The sequence below is a fragment of the Bacillus sp. GbtcB10 genome (assembly GCF_019091365.1).
GTDB classification, from domain to species: Bacteria; Bacillota; Bacilli; order Bacillales; family Bacillaceae; genus Bacillus; species Bacillus altitudinis.
Genome location: NZ_JAGXJP010000002.1, coordinates 443,853 through 461,300, shown reverse-complemented (window position 1 = coordinate 461,300; position 17,448 = coordinate 443,853). Strand labels below are relative to the sequence as shown.

Sequence of the window (17,448 nt, the reverse complement as noted above, 5' to 3'; positions counted from 1 at the left end):
CCTTTTTATATTGTTTATGATGTGTATTTCCTGATAAGTGAAATATTCCTCAACTTCTGGTACAATTATGAGCGGTGCTTTTAAAAAAAGTAATTCCAAAAACTTATATCTAAGGAAGATTAGAATGAACGCAATGTTGACGATATTAAAGGAGCAAATCAGCTCATTTCCGCTGATTATGCGACTTGCTGTTTATGAAACAAAATCAAAATATCAGATGAATTATTTAGGTGTTTTATGGCAATTTTTAAATCCATTGATTCAAATGCTGGCTTACTGGTTTGTTTTTGGTTTAGGCATTCGCGGAGGACAGCCAATTATCATTGGAGGCATGGAGATTCCATTTATCATCTGGATGCTTGCTGGATTAATACCGTGGTTCTTCATTAGTCCGACGATCCTTGATGGATCAAACAGTGTGTTTAAACGCATTAATATGGTATCAAAAATGAATTTTCCGATTAGTGCGCTGCCGTCTGTGGTCATCATGTCCAATTTGTTCAGCTATTTTGTCATGATGGGTGTCTATCTGATTGTGCTGATTTCTTATGGCATATATCCTGACGCGCATTGGCTACAATATATTTACTACCTTATATGTATGATCGCGTTTATGTTTTCGTTTAGTTTGTTTAATTCAACAATTAGTGTACTCGTAAGGGACTATCAATTTCTTTTACAATCAGTGACACGTTTACTTTTCTTTTTGCTGCCGATTTTTTGGAATATCTCAGAAAAGCTCACTGGAGACAAAGCATGGATAGGGGATATTTTAAGATTAAATCCTCTTTTCTACATTATTGATGGTTTCAGAAATAGCTTGTTAAAGGGAGAATGGTTCTTCCATGATGTGAAATATACACTTTATTTCTGGTTGATTACGCTTCTTCTTTTAACAGTCGGTTCATTGCTTCATATGAAATTTAGGGATAAATTTGTCGATTTTCTTTAAAAAGTAAGGAGATTATACGATGAAACTAAAGGTTTCGTTTCGAAACGTATCCAAGCAATACGTCCTATATAAAAAACAGTCGGATAAGATTAAAGGGCTGTTTTTACCTAATAAAAATGAAAAAGGTTTCTTTGCCGTTCGTGATGTATCGTTTGATGTCTATGAAGGAGAGACGATTGGTTTTGTAGGGATCAACGGGTCTGGGAAATCCACAATGTCGAACCTTCTAGCGAAAATCATTCCACCGACAAGCGGTGAGATTGATATGGACGGTCAGCCATCGTTAATTGCCATTGCTGCAGGGCTGAACAATCAGTTAAGCGGTAAAGACAACATTCGTTTAAAATGCTTAATGATGGGTCTGACAAATAAGGAAATTGACGATCTTTATGAAAAAATCGTAGAGTTTGCGGATATCGGTGACTTTATTGATCAACCCGTGAAGAGTTATTCAAGCGGAATGAAATCACGTCTAGGTTTCGCCATTTCAGCGCATATCGATCCAGATATCTTGATTATTGATGAAGCGTTGTCCGTTGGTGACCAAACCTTCTATCAAAAATGCGTGGATCGTATCACAGAATTCAAAGAACAAGGGAAGACAATCTTTTTTGTCAGTCATTCCATTAGTCAAATTCAAAAAATCTGTGATCGGGTTGCTTGGATGCATTATGGTGAGCTTCGTATGTTTGATGAAACGAAAAAGGTCGTGAAAGAGTATAAGGAGTTTGTTGACTGGTTTAACAAGCTTTCCAAAAAAGAGAAACAAAAATACCAAATGGAACATAAGGAAGGTAGAAAAGGCGTTCAAAAGACGGAAAAAGTCACCCGTTATAAAGAAAGTGGGAAACGACGTTCATTTTTTGGACCAGCCTTTCAAGTGACCATAATAGCTGTTTTAACCATCTTACTTGCCCTTTCTATGTTTTCGGATCGTCCGCTGCGTACACTGGCGACATTTGGTGCAATTCCCTCAGGTAAAACAGAGGCGCCCCAATCAACGAACCATGAGACGAAAGGTGCCTCTGATGATATGAAAAAGATTGATCAACAGGCTGTAGTTAAGGCAGATCCAATGACGGTTTATACAGACAGGGCCATGAAAAAAAAGGCAGACGTCACATTATCGTTTGGACAAGAAGTGAAGGCTGTGGCTAAAAATAAACAAGTCGTTCAAATCAAAACAGCATCAGAGACGTATTATGTGCAACCTGATGCGCTACAAAACGCAGATGAATTGAAACCATTATCTATCGGACCAGCACAGTTCAATTCCTACGTATCACCCGCATCTGCGGGTTCGTATGAGTACTTACTTTCTTTCCTTGGAAAAGAAGAGTCTGTGCTGAAGCAAAGAATGCAAACACTTAGCTCGGTCAAAAGTGAGCAAGGTGATACCGTTGAGCGGCTGACCACTGAGAAAACCGATTATGTGATTCAAAATGGTCTGGCGAATACGATGGTGTTCCGCGAGATCATGCCTATCTCTCCTTCAACACTTGGACTGACAGAACAGAATGTCTGGATGAATGAGAAACAAACGAAGTTCGCAGTAAAGGGCGAACATAACCTGTTTGTCATTGATAATGAACAGCATACGCTGACCGTTTCAGCGACCAAATAAAAAAGCTGCCGATGCCGGCAGCTTTTTTAATTCACTTCTTCTTTTTCAAGAAGCTGTTTCATAAATGGGATGAGTTTTTTCTTTAGCTCTTCATCTTGAAGGGCAAACTCTAGCGTCGTTTCGATGAAACCTTGCTTCTCTCCAACATCATATCGTTTTCCTTCAAAATCATAGGCAAATACCCGCTGGATGTCATTGAGCTTTTGGATGGCATCTGTCAGCTGAATTTCTCCGCCCGCACCAATTTCTTGTTGATCAAGGTACATAAAGATCTCAGGCGTGAAAATGTAGCGCCCCAAAATGGCTAAATTGGATGGTGCTGTTCCTTGCGGCGGCTTTTCAACAAAGTTTTTCACTTGATAGCGGCGTCCTTCTTGGGTAAGAGGATCAATGATTCCATAGCGATGCGTATCGCTGTCTGCTACCTGCTGAACACCGATCACGGACGAAAGGGTTTTTTCATATTCATCCATCAGCTGGCGAAGTCCAGGTGTTTCGGCTTGGACAATATCATCACCTAATAAAACAGCAAAGGGTTCATCACCGATAAAGTTGCGTGCGCACCAAACGGCATGTCCTAAACCTTTTGGTTCTTTTTGGCGGATGTAATGAATATCTGCAATATTAGATGATTTCCTTACTTTTTCTAGTAATTCTATTTTTCCTTTTTCTTCTAGATTCCTTTCTAGTTCGGGAGCAAAATCAAAATGATCTTCTATAGCTCTTTTCCCTTTCCCAGTCACAATAATAATATCTTCGATGCCTGAATCAACAGCTTCTTCAATAATATACTGAATAGTTGGTTTATCTACGATAGGGAGCATTTCCTTAGGCATGGCCTTTGTTGCAGGAAGAAAACGTGTTCCTAGACCGGCAGCTGGTATAATGGCTTTACGTACTTTTTTCAATGAACTTTGCACCTTCCTTTTGTATATATACAGAGTTTACTATTAAATTCTATCTTACTTTTAAAAGGAGTCAAACTCTATTGTGATGTTTAAAATAATTTTAAGATAAATTTGTAAACATGATTGATGTTTTGTATAGATATTTTATTAAGCTATAATGAAGTTCAATTATCAATTGTAGATAATTTTTGTATAATGGACTCATAAAATGAGAAGAAAAGAGGCATCGACTATTGAGAACATTACATGTAATGACTGTATTCGGGACGAGGCCTGAAGCGATTAAAATGGCACCCCTTGTCCTTGAGCTAAAAAAACATCCACAAATTAAATCTTCAGTTACTGTGACGGCTCAACATCGACAAATGCTTGATCAAGTGCTGAAAGCTTTTGATATTACGCCCGATCATGATTTAAATATTATGAAAGAACGTCAAACATTATCTGAAATCACATCAAATGCACTGTTGAAATTAGATCAATTATTCCAACAGGAAAAACCTGATATTGTGCTTGTACATGGAGACACAACAACAACCTTTGCAGGAAGTTTGGCTGCGTTTTATCACCAAATTTCAGTAGGTCATGTTGAAGCGGGGTTAAGAACACATAATAAATACTCACCGTTTCCAGAAGAATTGAACCGTCAAATGACAGGAAATATAGCCGATATTCATTTTGCGCCGACACATGAGGCAAAGCAGAATCTTTTAGTTGAAAATAAAAAAGAAGAGACCATCTTTGTAACAGGAAATACAGCAATTGATGCATTGCAAACAACGGTTACAGAGCAGTATCAACACCCTATTTTAGAGAAAATAGGCACAGATAAAATGATCTTGTTAACGGCTCATCGCAGAGAAAATCTTGGTCAGCCGATGAAGAACATGTTTAGAGCGATTCGCCGTGTTGTAGAAGAATTTCAAGATGTTCAAGTCGTATACCCTGTCCATTTAAATCCTGCTGTTCGTGATGCGGCACAGACGGAATTCAGTGATCTTGATCGTGTGCACTTAATTGAGCCGCTTGAAGTGGTTGATTTCCATAACTTTGCTGCTGCGTCGCACTTTATTTTAACGGATTCAGGCGGTGTGCAGGAGGAAGCTCCCTCTTTAGGAAAGCCAGTATTAGTGCTGCGTGATACAACAGAACGTCCTGAAGGCGTGAAAGCTGGTACGCTTAAGCTTGCAGGAACGGATGAAGAAACCATTTATCAGATGGCAAAAGAGCTGTTAGAAGACCGGGAAGAGTACGATAACATGTCGAAGGCTTCTAACCCTTATGGTGATGGACAAGCGTCGAAACGAATTGTTGAAGAGCTTCTCCATCGTTATGGTTTAAGTGATGAAAAACCAGCCCCATTCCAATCATAAAAAAAGAAGACTACATTTCTGTAGTCTTCTCAGCATGTAGACAAACCCTCGCATTCTTTGTCAGTCCTGCGTGCTGGTGCTCACGAATTCAAATTCGCTCCGCGTCAGTACTCGTCCTTCCTAGACTGCAAAGGTTTTCTATCACGCTGAAAAGAAGACAAAAGGCTAAAATAAAGTTCATTTTAGCCCTTTGTCAACAATCTGACACCTTTCTCAAAAAAGGTGTTTTTTATTTACGAAGCTTCCAAACTATCCTTCAATTCCTTCTTCACTTTCGCTAAACTGCTGTCATCAAGCTGATAGTAATAAATATTATTGATTCTTGCGCCTGTACCTTTCAGCTCGTGCTGTTTCACATTTTGTCTTGCATCACGATAATCATTCATCATCGTCCACATGTCGTCAAAGGACATATTCGTTTTCATGTTGTTTTCAACGACTTTAAACATATCGCCGAATTTCGTAATAGATGAAATGTTAGCGCCTTTTGCAATGATGCCTTCAATGACTTGACGCTGTCTTTGCTGACGGCCGAAATCACCTTTAGGATCTTGCTTTCTCATTCTTGTATAGGCAAGGGCTTGATCGCCGTTCAGGTTAATTTCTCCTGTACCAAATGAATGGCCATCATAGCTGAAAGCAAACGTGCTGTTCACCGTAATGCCGCCAAGTGTATCCACAATGTCTTTAAAACTTTCCATATTCACTTTTACAAAGTAATCTACAGGTACATCAAGCAGTTCCTCTACTGTATCTGCAGCCATTTGTGTACCGCCGAAAGCGTAGGAGTGGTTGATTTTATCCATTGTGCCTTTTCCGACAATTTTTGTATACGTATCACGGGGGATACTCACCATCTCAGTTGTTTTCGTTTTCGGATTCACAGTCATGTATATTAATGTATCTGCACGGCCTCGGTCATTCTTTCTTTCATCGACACCCATGACTAAAATGGAGATCGGGTCTTTTTTACTTAAATCGACATCTTTGTCACGCTTATCTGACTTCTTTAAGTTCTCTTGAATGCCTGCGACAGTGGATGCGGCTGTATTCCAAAGATGATACGCGTATCCGCCAGTGGCTAATACGAATAAGCCAATAATCGATAAAACAATCCAAAGAACCTTCTTTTTCTTTCTTTTTCTCTCAGCTCTCATAATGTCCCTCACCTTTTCTATGATTCTTCCATGATTATAGGTTTACGAATCTTGATAAACAAGTTATTTTTTTACTCTGAACCTAGATATAGACGTTGTAACAAAAAAAAGGTTTCAAAAAACCTTAAATTTACCTTAAAATATTAAGTTATAAGACGATACAAAGACATGAGGTGAAAAAAATGAAGAAAATCGTCGTTTTACCGTTCTTAATACTACTACTCGGTATCTTGCTCACAGCATGTGGAACGGCTGAGCAATCCTCAGGAGAAAACAAGACAAGCAGTTCAACTCCTCAGGTGCTGGAAGAAAAAGCTGAATTTATTGGAATGGCTGATGCACATACAGTCGAAGTAAAAAAAGTGAATACGACCTTAAGCTATGAATTTACGGATAATTTTAAAGATGTATTAAATGAATTTAAACCAGGTGACAAAGTAGAAATCTCTTACTTTATCAATGACAAAGGTCAAAAAGAAATTCAAAAGATTGAAAAACAGAAGTAAAAAAAGATGGGCGGGATGAACAAAATTGAAGAAAACAGGCATTACACTTATCGTTCTCATGACACTGACACTACTAATTGCACCTTTTCAGTCTGCCATGGCCAGCTCGACAATTTCAGTAAAACTGTCTAATTATATCGGAAACAAAAACAGCATGGATTTCTCAACAACGGGGGAATACAAACTATCAGGATCAAATGTCGCTGTGACGAAAAGATACGACGGCAAAAATCGTTACGAAGTAGCCAATAGTATTGCTTCTGCAGGATGGAAAAATCCTTCAACCGTTGTGATTGTGAGCCGAGATGCTTTTGATCATGCCATTTCTGTATCGCCGTTAGCATACAAATTAGGCGCCCCAATTTTGTACACGAACATTGAAAAGCTAACGAAAACAACCGAAAATCAGTTGAAAAAAATGAATCCTGATAACATCTTAATTGTCGGGAATACAAAAAGTATTTCAACAGCTGCTGAGAAATCAATCAAAAAGTATGGAAAAGTGAGACGCATTAGTGGGAAAGACAAATTTGAAATTTCCCAAAAAATCGCCAAAGAAATGGGTAACTATAAGCAAGCAATTGTTGTCGGCGGGAATTCATTCATGAATGGGATTGCAATTGCATCCTATGCATCGAGAAAAGGATACCCAATCCTATTAACAAAAAAAGATTCCATTCCGTCATATAAAATGCCAAGTAAAGTCATTATCATCGGCAGTACAAAAAGTACGGGACAAAAAGTAGAAAATCAAATCAAGAAAACCTCACAGGTGACACGAATCAGCGGTGCCAATCGCTATGAATTATCTGTGAATATCATTAAAAAATTAAACATTAATGCAGATAAAGTGTACTTGGCAAAAGCCTCTAGCTATATTTATGCAATGCCTTTGTCGCAATTGGCTGCAAAATCTAACAGTACCGTTGTGTATGTGAAGCCGGATTCTGTCACAGCGTCATTAAAAGCATTGCTGAAAGAAAAAGGTACATATGCTTACCATCTTGCTGGTAGCACAAGTGCGATTACAGATAGTTTAAAAAATTCTTTAGCCAAACAAGTCTATCTGAAAAAAAATCAAAACTACCAATTGAATATTTCTAACGGAAAAATTTCATTAAAAGGCATTAAGACATATAACACAGTAAGAGTTGTTCCTGAGAAATATTCAACCAAAAATGTCCTTCAAATCGCAGGGAAGCCTTACTTAGGTAACGTCAACTTTGCTATTGAATCAGGATATATCAGGCCGACTAATGAAAATATTCCATTTGAAGACTATCTAAAAGGTGTTGTGCCAAACGAAATGCCTGCAAGCTGGCATGTTGAGGCATTAAAAGCACAAGCTGTTGCCGCTAGAACGTATTCAGTGAAAAGTATTGGAAAAGTCGTACCTGATACAACAGCCTTCCAAGTATATGGAGGATATAACTGGTACACAAATTCGACAAAAGCTGTGGATGCCACAAAAGGCAAGGTTCTGAAATACAACAATCAACTTATTTCAGCCACCTATTATTCTAGTAATGGCGGATACACTGAGGCGAGTGAAGAAGTGTGGGGGAATGCACTGCCATACTTAGTCGCCAAAAAAGACACAAAAGATCCTGTCAATGCGTGGACACTGAAGTTGTCTAAAAAGCAATTAGGTACTACGTTGACTGCAAGTACAGCAGCTTCTGAGTGGTCTAAGGCAAAAGAAGCCAATGCTGCCGACCTTGCTGGTCTAAAATCATGGCTGTTGAAAAATAAAGAAACAGCTGCATCTGACATGAGAATTGCATCTATTTCAAGCCTGACATTCTCAGGAAAAACAAAAGGTCAGCGTGCGAAGACCGTTTCAATCAAGCTGAATTACCATCTGAAAAACAAAACAGGTACGTATACAGTGAACAAAAGTACAACGGCAAGTATGAAAATGACAGAGTTTAGAACAGTCATGGGCGCAACAAAGGTGAAAAGTACGTTTGCGTCAGTAAAGAATAATACAAATGATTTCACGATTTCAGGAAAAGGCTATGGTCACGGCATTGGTATGAGTCAATACGGCGCCAAAGCTAGAGCTGAATCTGGAAACTCGTATTCTTCCATACTTTCGTTCTACTATCCAGGTACAAAACTAACAAACTATTAAGAATAAAAGGAGGACTTAGAAGATGCGCTCAATGATCAAAACAGCCATCCTCAGCCTCATCGCCATTTTCGTTATTGTTCCAACAGCTTCAGCAGATAACTCGGTCTCCCGAATTGATGGTGGGAGCCGGTATGCTGTAGCAGCAAACGTAGCGAAAAAAGGATGGGGAACAGCAAGTACAGTTGTTTTAGTGGGGAAAACTGCATATGCAGATGCAACAGCAGGAATTCCACTGGCACATCAAAAAAATGGACCAGTTCTTTACACAAATAGTACAAGCCTTTCTGGAGATACAAAAAAAGCCTTAACGGCTTTAAAAACGAAGACAGTTATTGTTTTAGGCAGCACATCAAGTGTGTCAAACAACGTGGTCAATCAAGTAAAGAAAATGGGCATCTCTACACAACGTATTTCAGGAAAAAACCGATATGAGCTATCGGCAAATATCGCGAAAAAAATGAAAACGCCAGCTGGCGTCGTTGTGGTTGAAGGGTCATTCTATGCACATGGAATTGCCATTGCACCTGTAGCGGCACAAAAAGGGTTCCCAATTCTATATACAGATAAAAAGGGCCTTCGTTCTGAAATCGCTTCTGTTGCAAAAGCAAGCAATGTGAAACAAACCATTGTCGTAGGCGGAGAGAATTACGTCACAAAAGCAGCTTATAATCAATTAAAATCTCCAACGCGAATCAAAGGCTCTACTCGTTATGACGTGGCTGCGAATATTGTGAAAAAATACAATATGAGCACAAATAATACCTATGTAGGAAGAGGGTTTGGCTATGCCACTTCATCTTCTGCGGCAGGAATTGCAGCAAAGCAAAACAAAGCATTGCTCCTAACGAATGAAAAGACGCTGCCAAAGGTAACAAGAGCGACGATTAGCAGCAAAAAAATCACCAAATTTACTGTCGTTGGCAGTACAAATACAGTGACACCAACTGTCGTGAATCAATTGAAAAATCCTGTCGTTGGCAAAAAAGTATTCATTGACCCAGGTCATGGCGCTCATGATTCAGGAGCGGTAGGCTACGGATTATATGAGAAGAACTTAAACTTAGATGTAGCCAAACGTCTAAATACAAAGTTAAACAACGCAGGTGCACTTGTGACGATGTCAAGAACATCAGACACATTCGACAGTCTTCAAACACGGGTGAGCAAAGGTGCGTCAGCAAATGCAGATATCTTCATCAGTGTCCATGCGAACTCAAATGATAACAGCAGTGCAAATGGAACTGAAACGTATTATGACAAAACATATGCGGCAACAAACAGCTTGAAGCTTGCGCAAAATATTCAGCCTAAAATGGTCAGTGCATTAGGCACAAGAGACCGTGGCGTGAAGACAGCTGCCTTCTACGTCATTAAATATTCTAAGATGCCAAGTGTTCTCTTAGAAACTGGTTTTGTTTCCAGTCCAGTTGATTCAAATATTTTGAAATCCGCTACTTATAAAGATCGATTGGCGTCAGGTATTTCAAGCGGTGTTTCAGGCTATTTTAGATAAGAAAACATACAGATGAGGGGTGCCTAAGATACACCTCTTAGGCTGCTCGAGAAACGACTCTCGGCAGCCTTTTTTCAAAAGTACATGAAGTGTTTCCTGGGTTCCATGATGAAGGGTTCAAAACCAAGGAGGTTGACTTCATGCGTTCTTATATCAAATGTTTTGTTTTAATTGTGGTTTCACTATGTTTATATGCACCATCAGCATTTGCGCAGCACAATGTATCGAAGATTGAGGGAAGTAATCGATATGAGGTGGCAGTTAACGCTGCAAAACGTGGCTGGTCGACAGCACCTACAGTTGTTTTAGTAGGCGGTGATGCTTATGCTGATGCGCTAAGTGCTGTGCCGTATGCCTTTCAGCAAGGAGCCCCAGTGCTGTTAACGAATACTAGCAGTCTTTCAGGTGCAACTAAGTCAGGTCTTCAGCAGTTGAAAACGAAGCGTGTCATCATTCTTGGCGGAACCGCAAGCATTTCGCAAAAAGTCGTAGCGCAGCTAAAAGCAATGAATCTATCCGTATTGCGAATACAAGGAAAGAATCGATATGATTTGGCGGCAAACGTTGCTAAGCAAATGAAGAGTGTTGATACAGCTGTGATTGTGAATGGTTCTGCTTATGCAGATGCTGTGGCGATTGCTCCGTATGCTGCAAAACAAGGCTTTCCTATTTTATTAACCGATGCAAAAGGGCTGCGGCAGGAAACAGCCAATCTATTAAAAAGCAAAGCGGTGAAACGGACGATTGTGATTGGCGGGGAAACAAGTGTCAATCAAGCAGCCTATCAAAAGCTGCCATCACCCGTGAGAATCAGTGGAGCTAATCGGTATGAAGTGGCAGCCCGAATTGCGAAAACATACCCGATGAAGACAACCCAAACGTATATGAGTAACGGCTATGCATATGCCGATGCGGCAGCTGCGGCAAGTACGGCAGCCAAGCAAGGGCAAACCCTTCTTCTTACAGATGCTCAATCTGTGCCAGATGCGATTCGTCGTGTCATTGGGTCTAAAAAGATTTCAACATTTACAGTGTTGGGCGGAACATCAACCATACGAACCAGTGTGATCACACAGCTGAAAAATCATGTGTTAGGTGAAACCATCTTTATTGATCCAGGTCATGGTGCACAGGATGCTGGAGCGGTAGGAAATGGGCTGTTTGAAAAAAACGTTAATCTGGATGTCGCGTTAAAACTGCAAGCAAGGCTCAAACAAGCGGGTGCGCTGACGGTCATGTCTAGAACATCTGATACATTTGATTCCTTGCAAACACGTGTAAGCAAAGGATCACAGGCTGGTGCGGATGTGTTCATCAGCATCCATGCCAATGCAAATGATTATAGCGGTGCAAATGGAACAGAAACGTATTATGATGCGACGTATGCTTCGGCCAATAGTTTAAGGCTGGCACAAAAGGTACAGCCCCAGATGGTGAAAGCCCTTGGCACAAGAGATCGCGGTGTGAAGACAGCAGGATTCTACGTGATCAAGTATTCAAAAATGCCCAGCATCTTGCTTGAAACGGGGTTCGTAACCAGTCCGATTGATGCCAGTATATTAAAATCAACGACTGCCAAGGAGCGGCTGGCTTCAGGAATCGCAGCAGGTGTATCTCAATATTTTGAATAAAATAGATCGGATGAATGATATGTCAAGTTAAAAATACATTTCATTTCAGGTTATTTTTGTTATAATCGAAACATAGAGGGTGGATTTTTCACGTATTTGCCTTCCAATGACAGCAAATCGACAAATCATGAAGAGGTGACGATCTTGAAAAAATTAATCACAATGCCGTTTTTAGTCTTACTTCTAGGAGTAATGCTCACAGCATGCGGCACATCAAATCAGTCAAACGATAACAATACGGATAACAGCAAAAAAGAAACAACTGAAGCAGCAGATCAAAAGAAAGAAAATGCAACAGACGAAAAGACGGAAGACAAGTCTGCAAGTGAAAAAGCAGATGATGAAAGCAAAGAAACAGCTGCTCAAACAGAAGACCAAGCAGGTCAATCTGATGAAGATGCAAAAGAAAGCTCAAGTAAGGAAATCACAAAAGAAGAAACGACAAATGATCAGTCAAAAGCTGAATCTAAAACAAAAAAAGAATCTACAACGAAGAAAAATGAAGTCACCAAAGAAGGCACATATGTCGGTTTGGCTGATGGACATACAATTGCTGTCAACATTGATGGAAAAGAAGTAGCCATTCAATTCGGAAATACATTTTCTAAACAAGTGAACAGCCTAAAAGAAGAATCAAAAGTGAAAGTAACTTATACAAAAGATGCAAACGGAACGCTTAGACTGAAGACGATCGAATCCGTAAAGGCAAAATAAAAAAAGACACGTAGACCCGCAGAAATGCGGGTCTTTTTTACGTTTAAAAGGGCATAACTTGATATAAGGGCACATTCTTAACACACTTTTACAAGACTTAACAGCCCATTTACATTTGCTTAATGTTGCTCTGCTAAACTGACTTTCATAGAACATCTCTTTACACAACAACTACTTTGAATGGTGAGGTGCAGGTCAGTGAGCGCAGAGAAAGCGATGAACCTTTACAGAGAATATGAAGTGAGACGAAACCACTCTTTTGCTTTAACAGAACATATGGTTCGATATTTATTTGCAAAACGTTTCATAGATGTCGTGTTCTCGTTCATCGGATTGATGTTGAGTACGCCAATCATTTTACTGTTTGCCCTTCTAATTAAGCTAGAAACACCAGGGCCAGCCTTTTATATGCAGGAAAGGGTCGGAAAAGACGGTGTCTACTTTAAATTATGGAAGCTCAGATCGATGAGAACCAACGCAGAAAGCGGAGGAGCGAAATGGGCGCAAAAAAATGACCCTCGTATCACCAAAGTGGGGGCATTCATCAGAAAAACAAGAATTGATGAACTGCCGCAATTTATCAACGTGTTAAAAGGAGAAATGAGTATTGTAGGTCCACGTCCTGAAAGACCTATGTTTACTGCCGAATTTAATCGGACGATTCCAGGCTTTACAAAAAGACTGACAGTGAAGCCAGGGCTGACTGGTCTTGCTCAAGTAAATGGGGGATATGAAATGAGTCCAAGTGAAAAATTATCACATGACTTACAGTATATTCAAAACTTGACATTTTCTCTCGACACGAAGATTATGGTAAAAACGTTAAAAGTCATCGTGACTGGTGACGGAGCCAGATAAGTAAAGTAGGGAAGAGAAATGGCAAGTATGAAAAATCGCCTGCTGGGCGGAGCAAAATGGACAAGCTTGTCCGCATTGATCATTACCATCATCCAAATTGCACAGTTCGCCTTTTTAGGAAACGTAATGTCACTGAAAGAATTTGGACTCGTTGGCATGATCACAACTGTCACAATATTTACACAGATTTTACTTGATCTAGGTATCGGTGCTGCGATCATTCAAAAGGAACAAACGACGGAACGTCAATTATCTACATTATATTGGATCAACTTGCTGACGGGAATTCTCTTGTTTTGTGTATTGATCCTTGCAAGTCCCTTGATTGCCGCCTTTTATGCCAGACCTGAGCTGGAAGGCTTGCTCAAGTTATTATCAATCATGTTTCTCATTGCACCAATTGGTCAGCAATACCAATATATGATGCAGAAAGATTTAGCCTTTAAAACCTTAAGTACGATTGAGACGATAGCGACGATCATTTCGCTGATTGTTCTACTTATCCTAGCCTTTTTTATCAATCCAATTGTGGCCTATGTGGTCTCTCAAGTGCTGCTTCAATCAGGAAAAGGTCTCATGTATGCAGCGGCTTATTGGAAGAAGTGGCGCCCAGCACCCGTTTTCGCATTAGGGGAAGTGAAAGAGTTTTTCTCCTTCGGGGCTTTCCAGCTTTCGTCAAGGCTCGTCAATCGGGCAGGCTCAAATATCGACATGATTTTAATTGGACGGTTCCTTGGAGCAGAAGCATTAGGGATTTACAGCCTGGCTTATCAAATCGTCACAATCCCGGTGCTGAAAATTAACCCGATTGTGACGAGAGTGGCTTTCCCAGTTTTCGCAAAAAGTCAGCGTGATCACTCTAGGCTGCGTGAGGGCTTCCTCAGCATGACGAATATGCTTGCACTCATTAGTTTTCCACTACTCATCGGTCTTGCTGCCGTATCAGATAGCTTTATAGAAGTGGTGTTTGGAGAGAAATGGCTAGTGGCGGTCCCGGTTTTGAATATTTTGTGCATTGTTGGTCTACTTCGTGTGCTGATGAATCCAAATGGTTCCATCCTTCTTGCAAAAGGGAGAGCTGACTTAGCTTTTTATTGGGATACAGGCATGCTCATCGTATATGGATGCGCCTTATATGCAGGAGTCCATACTGGCAGTCTATTGACTGTAGCTTGGGTCTACTCAGGGGTCAGCCTGCTGAACTTCATTGTCGGCAGGTGGCTGATGGCTTATGTCATTCAGCTAGATATGAAGGTGTATGTAAAATCACTCGTAAAGCCTGCTGTCATGACGTTGTTAATGGCCGGCTGCGCAGTGGCTGTTCATCAAGGGATGAAGCTGATATCAGCGGATATACTGCTTCAATTACTACTGACGATTGGTTTAAGTGCGGCTTTATATAGCTTGCTACTTGTCAAAATGTATCCGCAGATGGCAGGGAAATTATGGAGAAGAGGTCGTTCGTCATGAAGGTGCTATGGCTGACAAGTGTATATCCTAGTGAAAAACATCCAAGTGAAGGCGTCTTCCATGAAACGCAAGTGCAGGAGCTGGTCAAAAAAGGCGTAGAAGTGAGCGTGATTTGTCCTACTCCTGTCAATCCGCCTATCTTACGGATGCTTAAAGCTTCCTATCGTCAGAGAAAAGATCTTCCCGAGCAGGAAGTGAGGTGCGGCGTGCCGGTTTACAGACCGCTCTATACAGCGCTGCCTGGACAGCTAAAATGGGCTCAGCCGAGTAAACGAATCGCAGCTTCTGTCCTGCGCGCAATGGAGCGTTATGAACTGTCACCGGATTTCATCCATGCGCACTTTGCCATGCCGTCTGGCGGCGCAGCAGCTGTGATCAAAAAGGAAGCAAACATCCCTTATCTTCTGACCTTACACGGCAGTGATGTGAACGTCTATCCAACCTATAGCCAAGGGGCGCTTGCAGCCTTTAAAGCAGCAGTAAAACAGGCGTCTGCTGTTCTCACAGTGAGTGAAGAGCTGGCAAAGAAAACACATGACATGACAGAGGTGGATGCACAATGTCTTCCGCTGGGAATTCCGATCAAGTCATTTTCTAGAACACCAGAGGATCAAACAGCCATCAGAAAGCAGATTGGTTTACCGCTTCACGACAAGCTCGTCGTTTTTGTCGGCCGTTTAGTCAAAGAGAAAGGTTTGCTTGAATTAGCGGAAGCTGTCAGCGGGATGGAGGGTGTAAAAGCCGTCTTTGTCGGAAAAGGCCCCCTCGCAAAGGAGCTGGCCGAACGGGCGGGAGAATCCATTATACTCCCGGGGCAGGTGCCGAATGAACAAGTCAAACATTATTTAATGGCAGCTGACCTGTTTGCCCTTCCATCCTACAGTGAAGGAATGCCGACTGTCGTCCTTGAGTCGCTCGCTTTAAAACTGCCTGTCATCGCAACACGGGTTGGTGGTCTCCCATCACTATTTTCTACCTATCAACATCTGCTCATTGAACCGCGTTCAACGAGTCAGCTAAAAGAAGCGATTCACGCTTATCTTTATGAAAACAGATGGAACGAGCAAGTGAAGAACGATCTTCACCACATCGTCCATACAGATTATTCATCATCACATAATGCTACGCTCCTGATTCAGCAATATGAAAAGGTGCTGAATCAATCAACATCCACCGTTTAAACAGGATGAAATGTGCAAAGACTGATAGATAAACAGTTTGGAACGACCAATATGCTTTTACTGAGAGGATGAAACATGTTGAAGAAAATTGCTGTGATTGGAACAGGATATGTCGGGTTAGTATCGGGTACTTGTTTTGCTGATATCGGAAATCGCGTCATATGTTGTGACATCGACGAATCAAAAATCAACAGCTTAAAAAGCGGTCTCGTTCCAATTTATGAACCGGGCTTAAAGGAATTGATTGAGAAGAATACAGAAGAGGGAAGATTGTGTTTTACAACCAATATTCCCGCTGCAATTCGAGAATCAGAGATTATTTATATTGCGGTAGGAACACCAATGACACCTCAGGGGGAAGCGGATTTAACATTCGTGAAAGCTGTGGCTCAAACGGTTGGGGAACACCTGAATGGCTACAAAATCATCGTGAATAAGAGCACAGTGCCAGTTGGAACAGGACGTCTTGTTCAAGCCATTGTTCAAAAGGCTTCACGCAGTAAATATCCATTTGACGTCGTCTCCAATCCAGAGTTTCTGCGGGAAGGTTCAGCTATTCAAGATACGATGAATATGGAGAGAGCGGTGATTGGCTCTACAAGTGCACATGCATCCACGATCATTAAAAAATTGCATGATCCGTTTCAAACAGAAGTGGTTGAGACCAATCTAGAAAGTGCAGAAATGATTAAGTATGCGGCAAATGCCATGCTCGCCACAAAAATCTCATTCATCAATGACATTGCGAACATTTGCGAGAGAGTTGGTGCTGATGTGGAAAAAGTCAGCGAAGGCGTTGGGTTAGACAGCCGGATCGGGCATAAATTTTTAAAAGCAGGCATTGGATTTGGTGGTTCTTGTTTCCCAAAAGATACGATGGCTCTTCTCAAAATTGCCGAAACAGCTGGCTACCGGTTCAAGCTGATCGAATCTGTCATTGAAACAAACAACCACCAAAGAGCCCATCTTGTCAGCAAACTGATGAGTGTGTTCGGTGATATTAAAGGAAAAACGATTTCCGTTTTAGGGCTCGCATTTAAACCAAATACAAACGATATGCGTTCAGCACCAGCACTAGATATTATCCCAATGCTGAGAGAGCTCGGAGCTTTTGTCAAAGCCTATGATCCAATTGCTTATATAGAAGCAGAAAGAGAGCTTGGCCCGCAGGCGGTCTTCAGCAATGATCTCTATGAAACAGTGAAAGATACAGATGCTTGTCTCATCTTAACGGAATGGGATGACGTACAGAAGATGGATAAAGATCAGATCAAGCAGCTGCTTCGTTCTCCCATTTTAATTGATGGAAGGAATTTGTTTGATCCAGCAGAAATGAAAGAGAGAGGATTTATTTACCAGTCCATCGGCCGCCCAGGCGTATGGGAAACAGAATTGGTATCGAAGGCACAATAATAGGGGGAACTTGG

At 41.0% G+C, this 17,448-nt stretch carries 14 protein-coding genes; 12 read left to right on the top strand and 2 right to left on the bottom strand.

Annotated elements, in window-relative coordinates:
• Positions 1-124 precede the first annotated feature (124 nt).
• Together KVT11_RS07745 and tagH are read left to right on the top strand one after the other, a co-directional pair.
• Positions 125-952 (top strand): ABC transporter permease, encoded by an 828-nt coding sequence (locus KVT11_RS07745; RefSeq protein WP_116306315.1) that lies wholly within the window; start codon positions 125-127, stop codon positions 950-952.
• Positions 953-971: 19 nt separating this feature from the next.
• Entirely contained in the window at positions 972-2,576 is a 1,605-nt protein-coding gene (gene tagH / locus KVT11_RS07740) for a teichoic acids export ABC transporter ATP-binding subunit TagH (protein WP_116306313.1), read from the top strand.
• Positions 2,577-2,602: 26 nt separating this feature from the next.
• Here the strand turns inward: tagH and galU are convergent, their stop codons facing one another.
• Entirely contained in the window at positions 2,603-3,484 is an 882-nt protein-coding gene (gene galU, locus KVT11_RS07735; RefSeq protein WP_057078980.1) for a UTP--glucose-1-phosphate uridylyltransferase GalU, read from the bottom strand.
• 233 nt (positions 3,485-3,717) lie between these two features.
• Here galU and wecB point away from each other — a divergent pair, with 233 nt between their 5' ends.
• On the top strand, positions 3,718-4,857 hold the full coding sequence (gene wecB, locus KVT11_RS07730; RefSeq protein WP_116306311.1) for a non-hydrolyzing UDP-N-acetylglucosamine 2-epimerase: 1,140 nt from the start codon (positions 3,718-3,720) through the stop codon (positions 4,855-4,857).
• Positions 4,858-5,090: 233 nt separating this feature from the next.
• Here wecB and tagU read toward each other — a convergent pair whose 3' ends face one another.
• Entirely contained in the window at positions 5,091-6,014 is a 924-nt protein-coding gene (gene tagU, locus KVT11_RS07725; protein WP_116306309.1) for a polyisoprenyl-teichoic acid--peptidoglycan teichoic acid transferase TagU, read from the bottom strand.
• A gap of 182 nt (positions 6,015-6,196) precedes the next feature.
• Here tagU and KVT11_RS07720 point away from each other — a divergent pair, with 182 nt between their 5' ends.
• From KVT11_RS07720 to tuaD, 9 genes are all read left to right on the top strand, one after another.
• Positions 6,197-6,520: a LytA gene (locus tag KVT11_RS07720; protein ID WP_110487142.1), complete on the top strand. Its 324-nt coding sequence runs from the start codon at positions 6,197-6,199 to the stop codon at positions 6,518-6,520.
• Positions 6,521-6,545: 25 nt separating this feature from the next.
• Complete coding sequence (locus tag KVT11_RS07715) at positions 6,546-8,654, top strand: SpoIID/LytB domain-containing protein (protein ID WP_116306307.1); 2,109 nt, start codon at positions 6,546-6,548, stop codon at positions 8,652-8,654.
• 22 nt (positions 8,655-8,676) lie between these two features.
• Positions 8,677-10,167 carry an N-acetylmuramoyl-L-alanine amidase gene (locus tag KVT11_RS07710; RefSeq protein ID WP_024719256.1) on the top strand — a complete coding sequence of 497 codons (1,491 nt, stop codon included), beginning with the start codon at positions 8,677-8,679 and terminating at the stop codon, positions 10,165-10,167.
• Positions 10,168-10,307: 140 nt separating this feature from the next.
• On the top strand, positions 10,308-11,798 hold the full coding sequence (locus KVT11_RS07705; RefSeq protein WP_046526689.1) for an N-acetylmuramoyl-L-alanine amidase: 1,491 nt from the start codon (positions 10,308-10,310) through the stop codon (positions 11,796-11,798).
• A 144-nt stretch (positions 11,799-11,942) separates the two neighbouring features.
• Positions 11,943-12,512 (top strand): hypothetical protein, encoded by a 570-nt coding sequence (locus tag KVT11_RS07700; protein ID WP_019743577.1) that lies wholly within the window; start codon positions 11,943-11,945, stop codon positions 12,510-12,512.
• A gap of 198 nt (positions 12,513-12,710) precedes the next feature.
• Positions 12,711-13,370 carry a sugar transferase gene (locus KVT11_RS07695; protein ID WP_008348294.1) on the top strand — a complete coding sequence of 220 codons (660 nt, stop codon included), beginning with the start codon at positions 12,711-12,713 and terminating at the stop codon, positions 13,368-13,370.
• An 18-nt stretch (positions 13,371-13,388) separates the two neighbouring features.
• Complete coding sequence (gene tuaB, locus KVT11_RS07690) at positions 13,389-14,840, top strand: teichuronic acid biosynthesis protein TuaB (RefSeq protein ID WP_210552225.1); 1,452 nt, start codon at positions 13,389-13,391, stop codon at positions 14,838-14,840.
• Positions 14,837-16,021 carry a teichuronic acid biosynthesis protein TuaC gene (gene tuaC, locus KVT11_RS07685; protein WP_210552224.1) on the top strand — a complete coding sequence of 395 codons (1,185 nt, stop codon included), beginning with the start codon at positions 14,837-14,839 and terminating at the stop codon, positions 16,019-16,021. The genes tuaB and tuaC overlap by 4 nt, the downstream gene beginning before the upstream one ends.
• Positions 16,022-16,096: 75 nt before the next feature.
• On the top strand, positions 16,097-17,434 hold the full coding sequence (tuaD, locus tag KVT11_RS07680) for a UDP-glucose 6-dehydrogenase TuaD (protein WP_046344599.1): 1,338 nt from the start codon (positions 16,097-16,099) through the stop codon (positions 17,432-17,434).
• Positions 17,435-17,448: the final 14 nt, after the last annotated feature.

Excerpts from the sequence above, each read along its gene's own strand:
- KVT11_RS07745 (WP_116306315.1), top strand. The coding sequence starts at position 125 with ATGAACGCAATGTTGACGATATTAAAGGAGCAAATCAGCTCATTTCCG.
- tagH (WP_116306313.1), top strand. The coding sequence starts at position 972 with ATGAAACTAAAGGTTTCGTTTCGAAACGTATCCAAGCAATACGTCCTA.
- tagU (WP_116306309.1), bottom strand. The coding sequence starts at position 6,014 with ATGAGAGCTGAGAGAAAAAGAAAGAAAAAGAAGGTTCTTTGGATTGTT.
- KVT11_RS07720 (WP_110487142.1), top strand. The coding sequence starts at position 6,197 with ATGAAGAAAATCGTCGTTTTACCGTTCTTAATACTACTACTCGGTATC.
- KVT11_RS07710 (WP_024719256.1), top strand. The coding sequence starts at position 8,677 with ATGCGCTCAATGATCAAAACAGCCATCCTCAGCCTCATCGCCATTTTC.
- KVT11_RS07705 (WP_046526689.1), top strand. The coding sequence starts at position 10,308 with ATGCGTTCTTATATCAAATGTTTTGTTTTAATTGTGGTTTCACTATGT.
- tuaB (WP_210552225.1), top strand. The coding sequence starts at position 13,389 with ATGGCAAGTATGAAAAATCGCCTGCTGGGCGGAGCAAAATGGACAAGC.
- tuaC (WP_210552224.1), top strand. The coding sequence starts at position 14,837 with ATGAAGGTGCTATGGCTGACAAGTGTATATCCTAGTGAAAAACATCCA.
- tuaD (WP_046344599.1), top strand. The coding sequence starts at position 16,097 with ATGTTGAAGAAAATTGCTGTGATTGGAACAGGATATGTCGGGTTAGTA.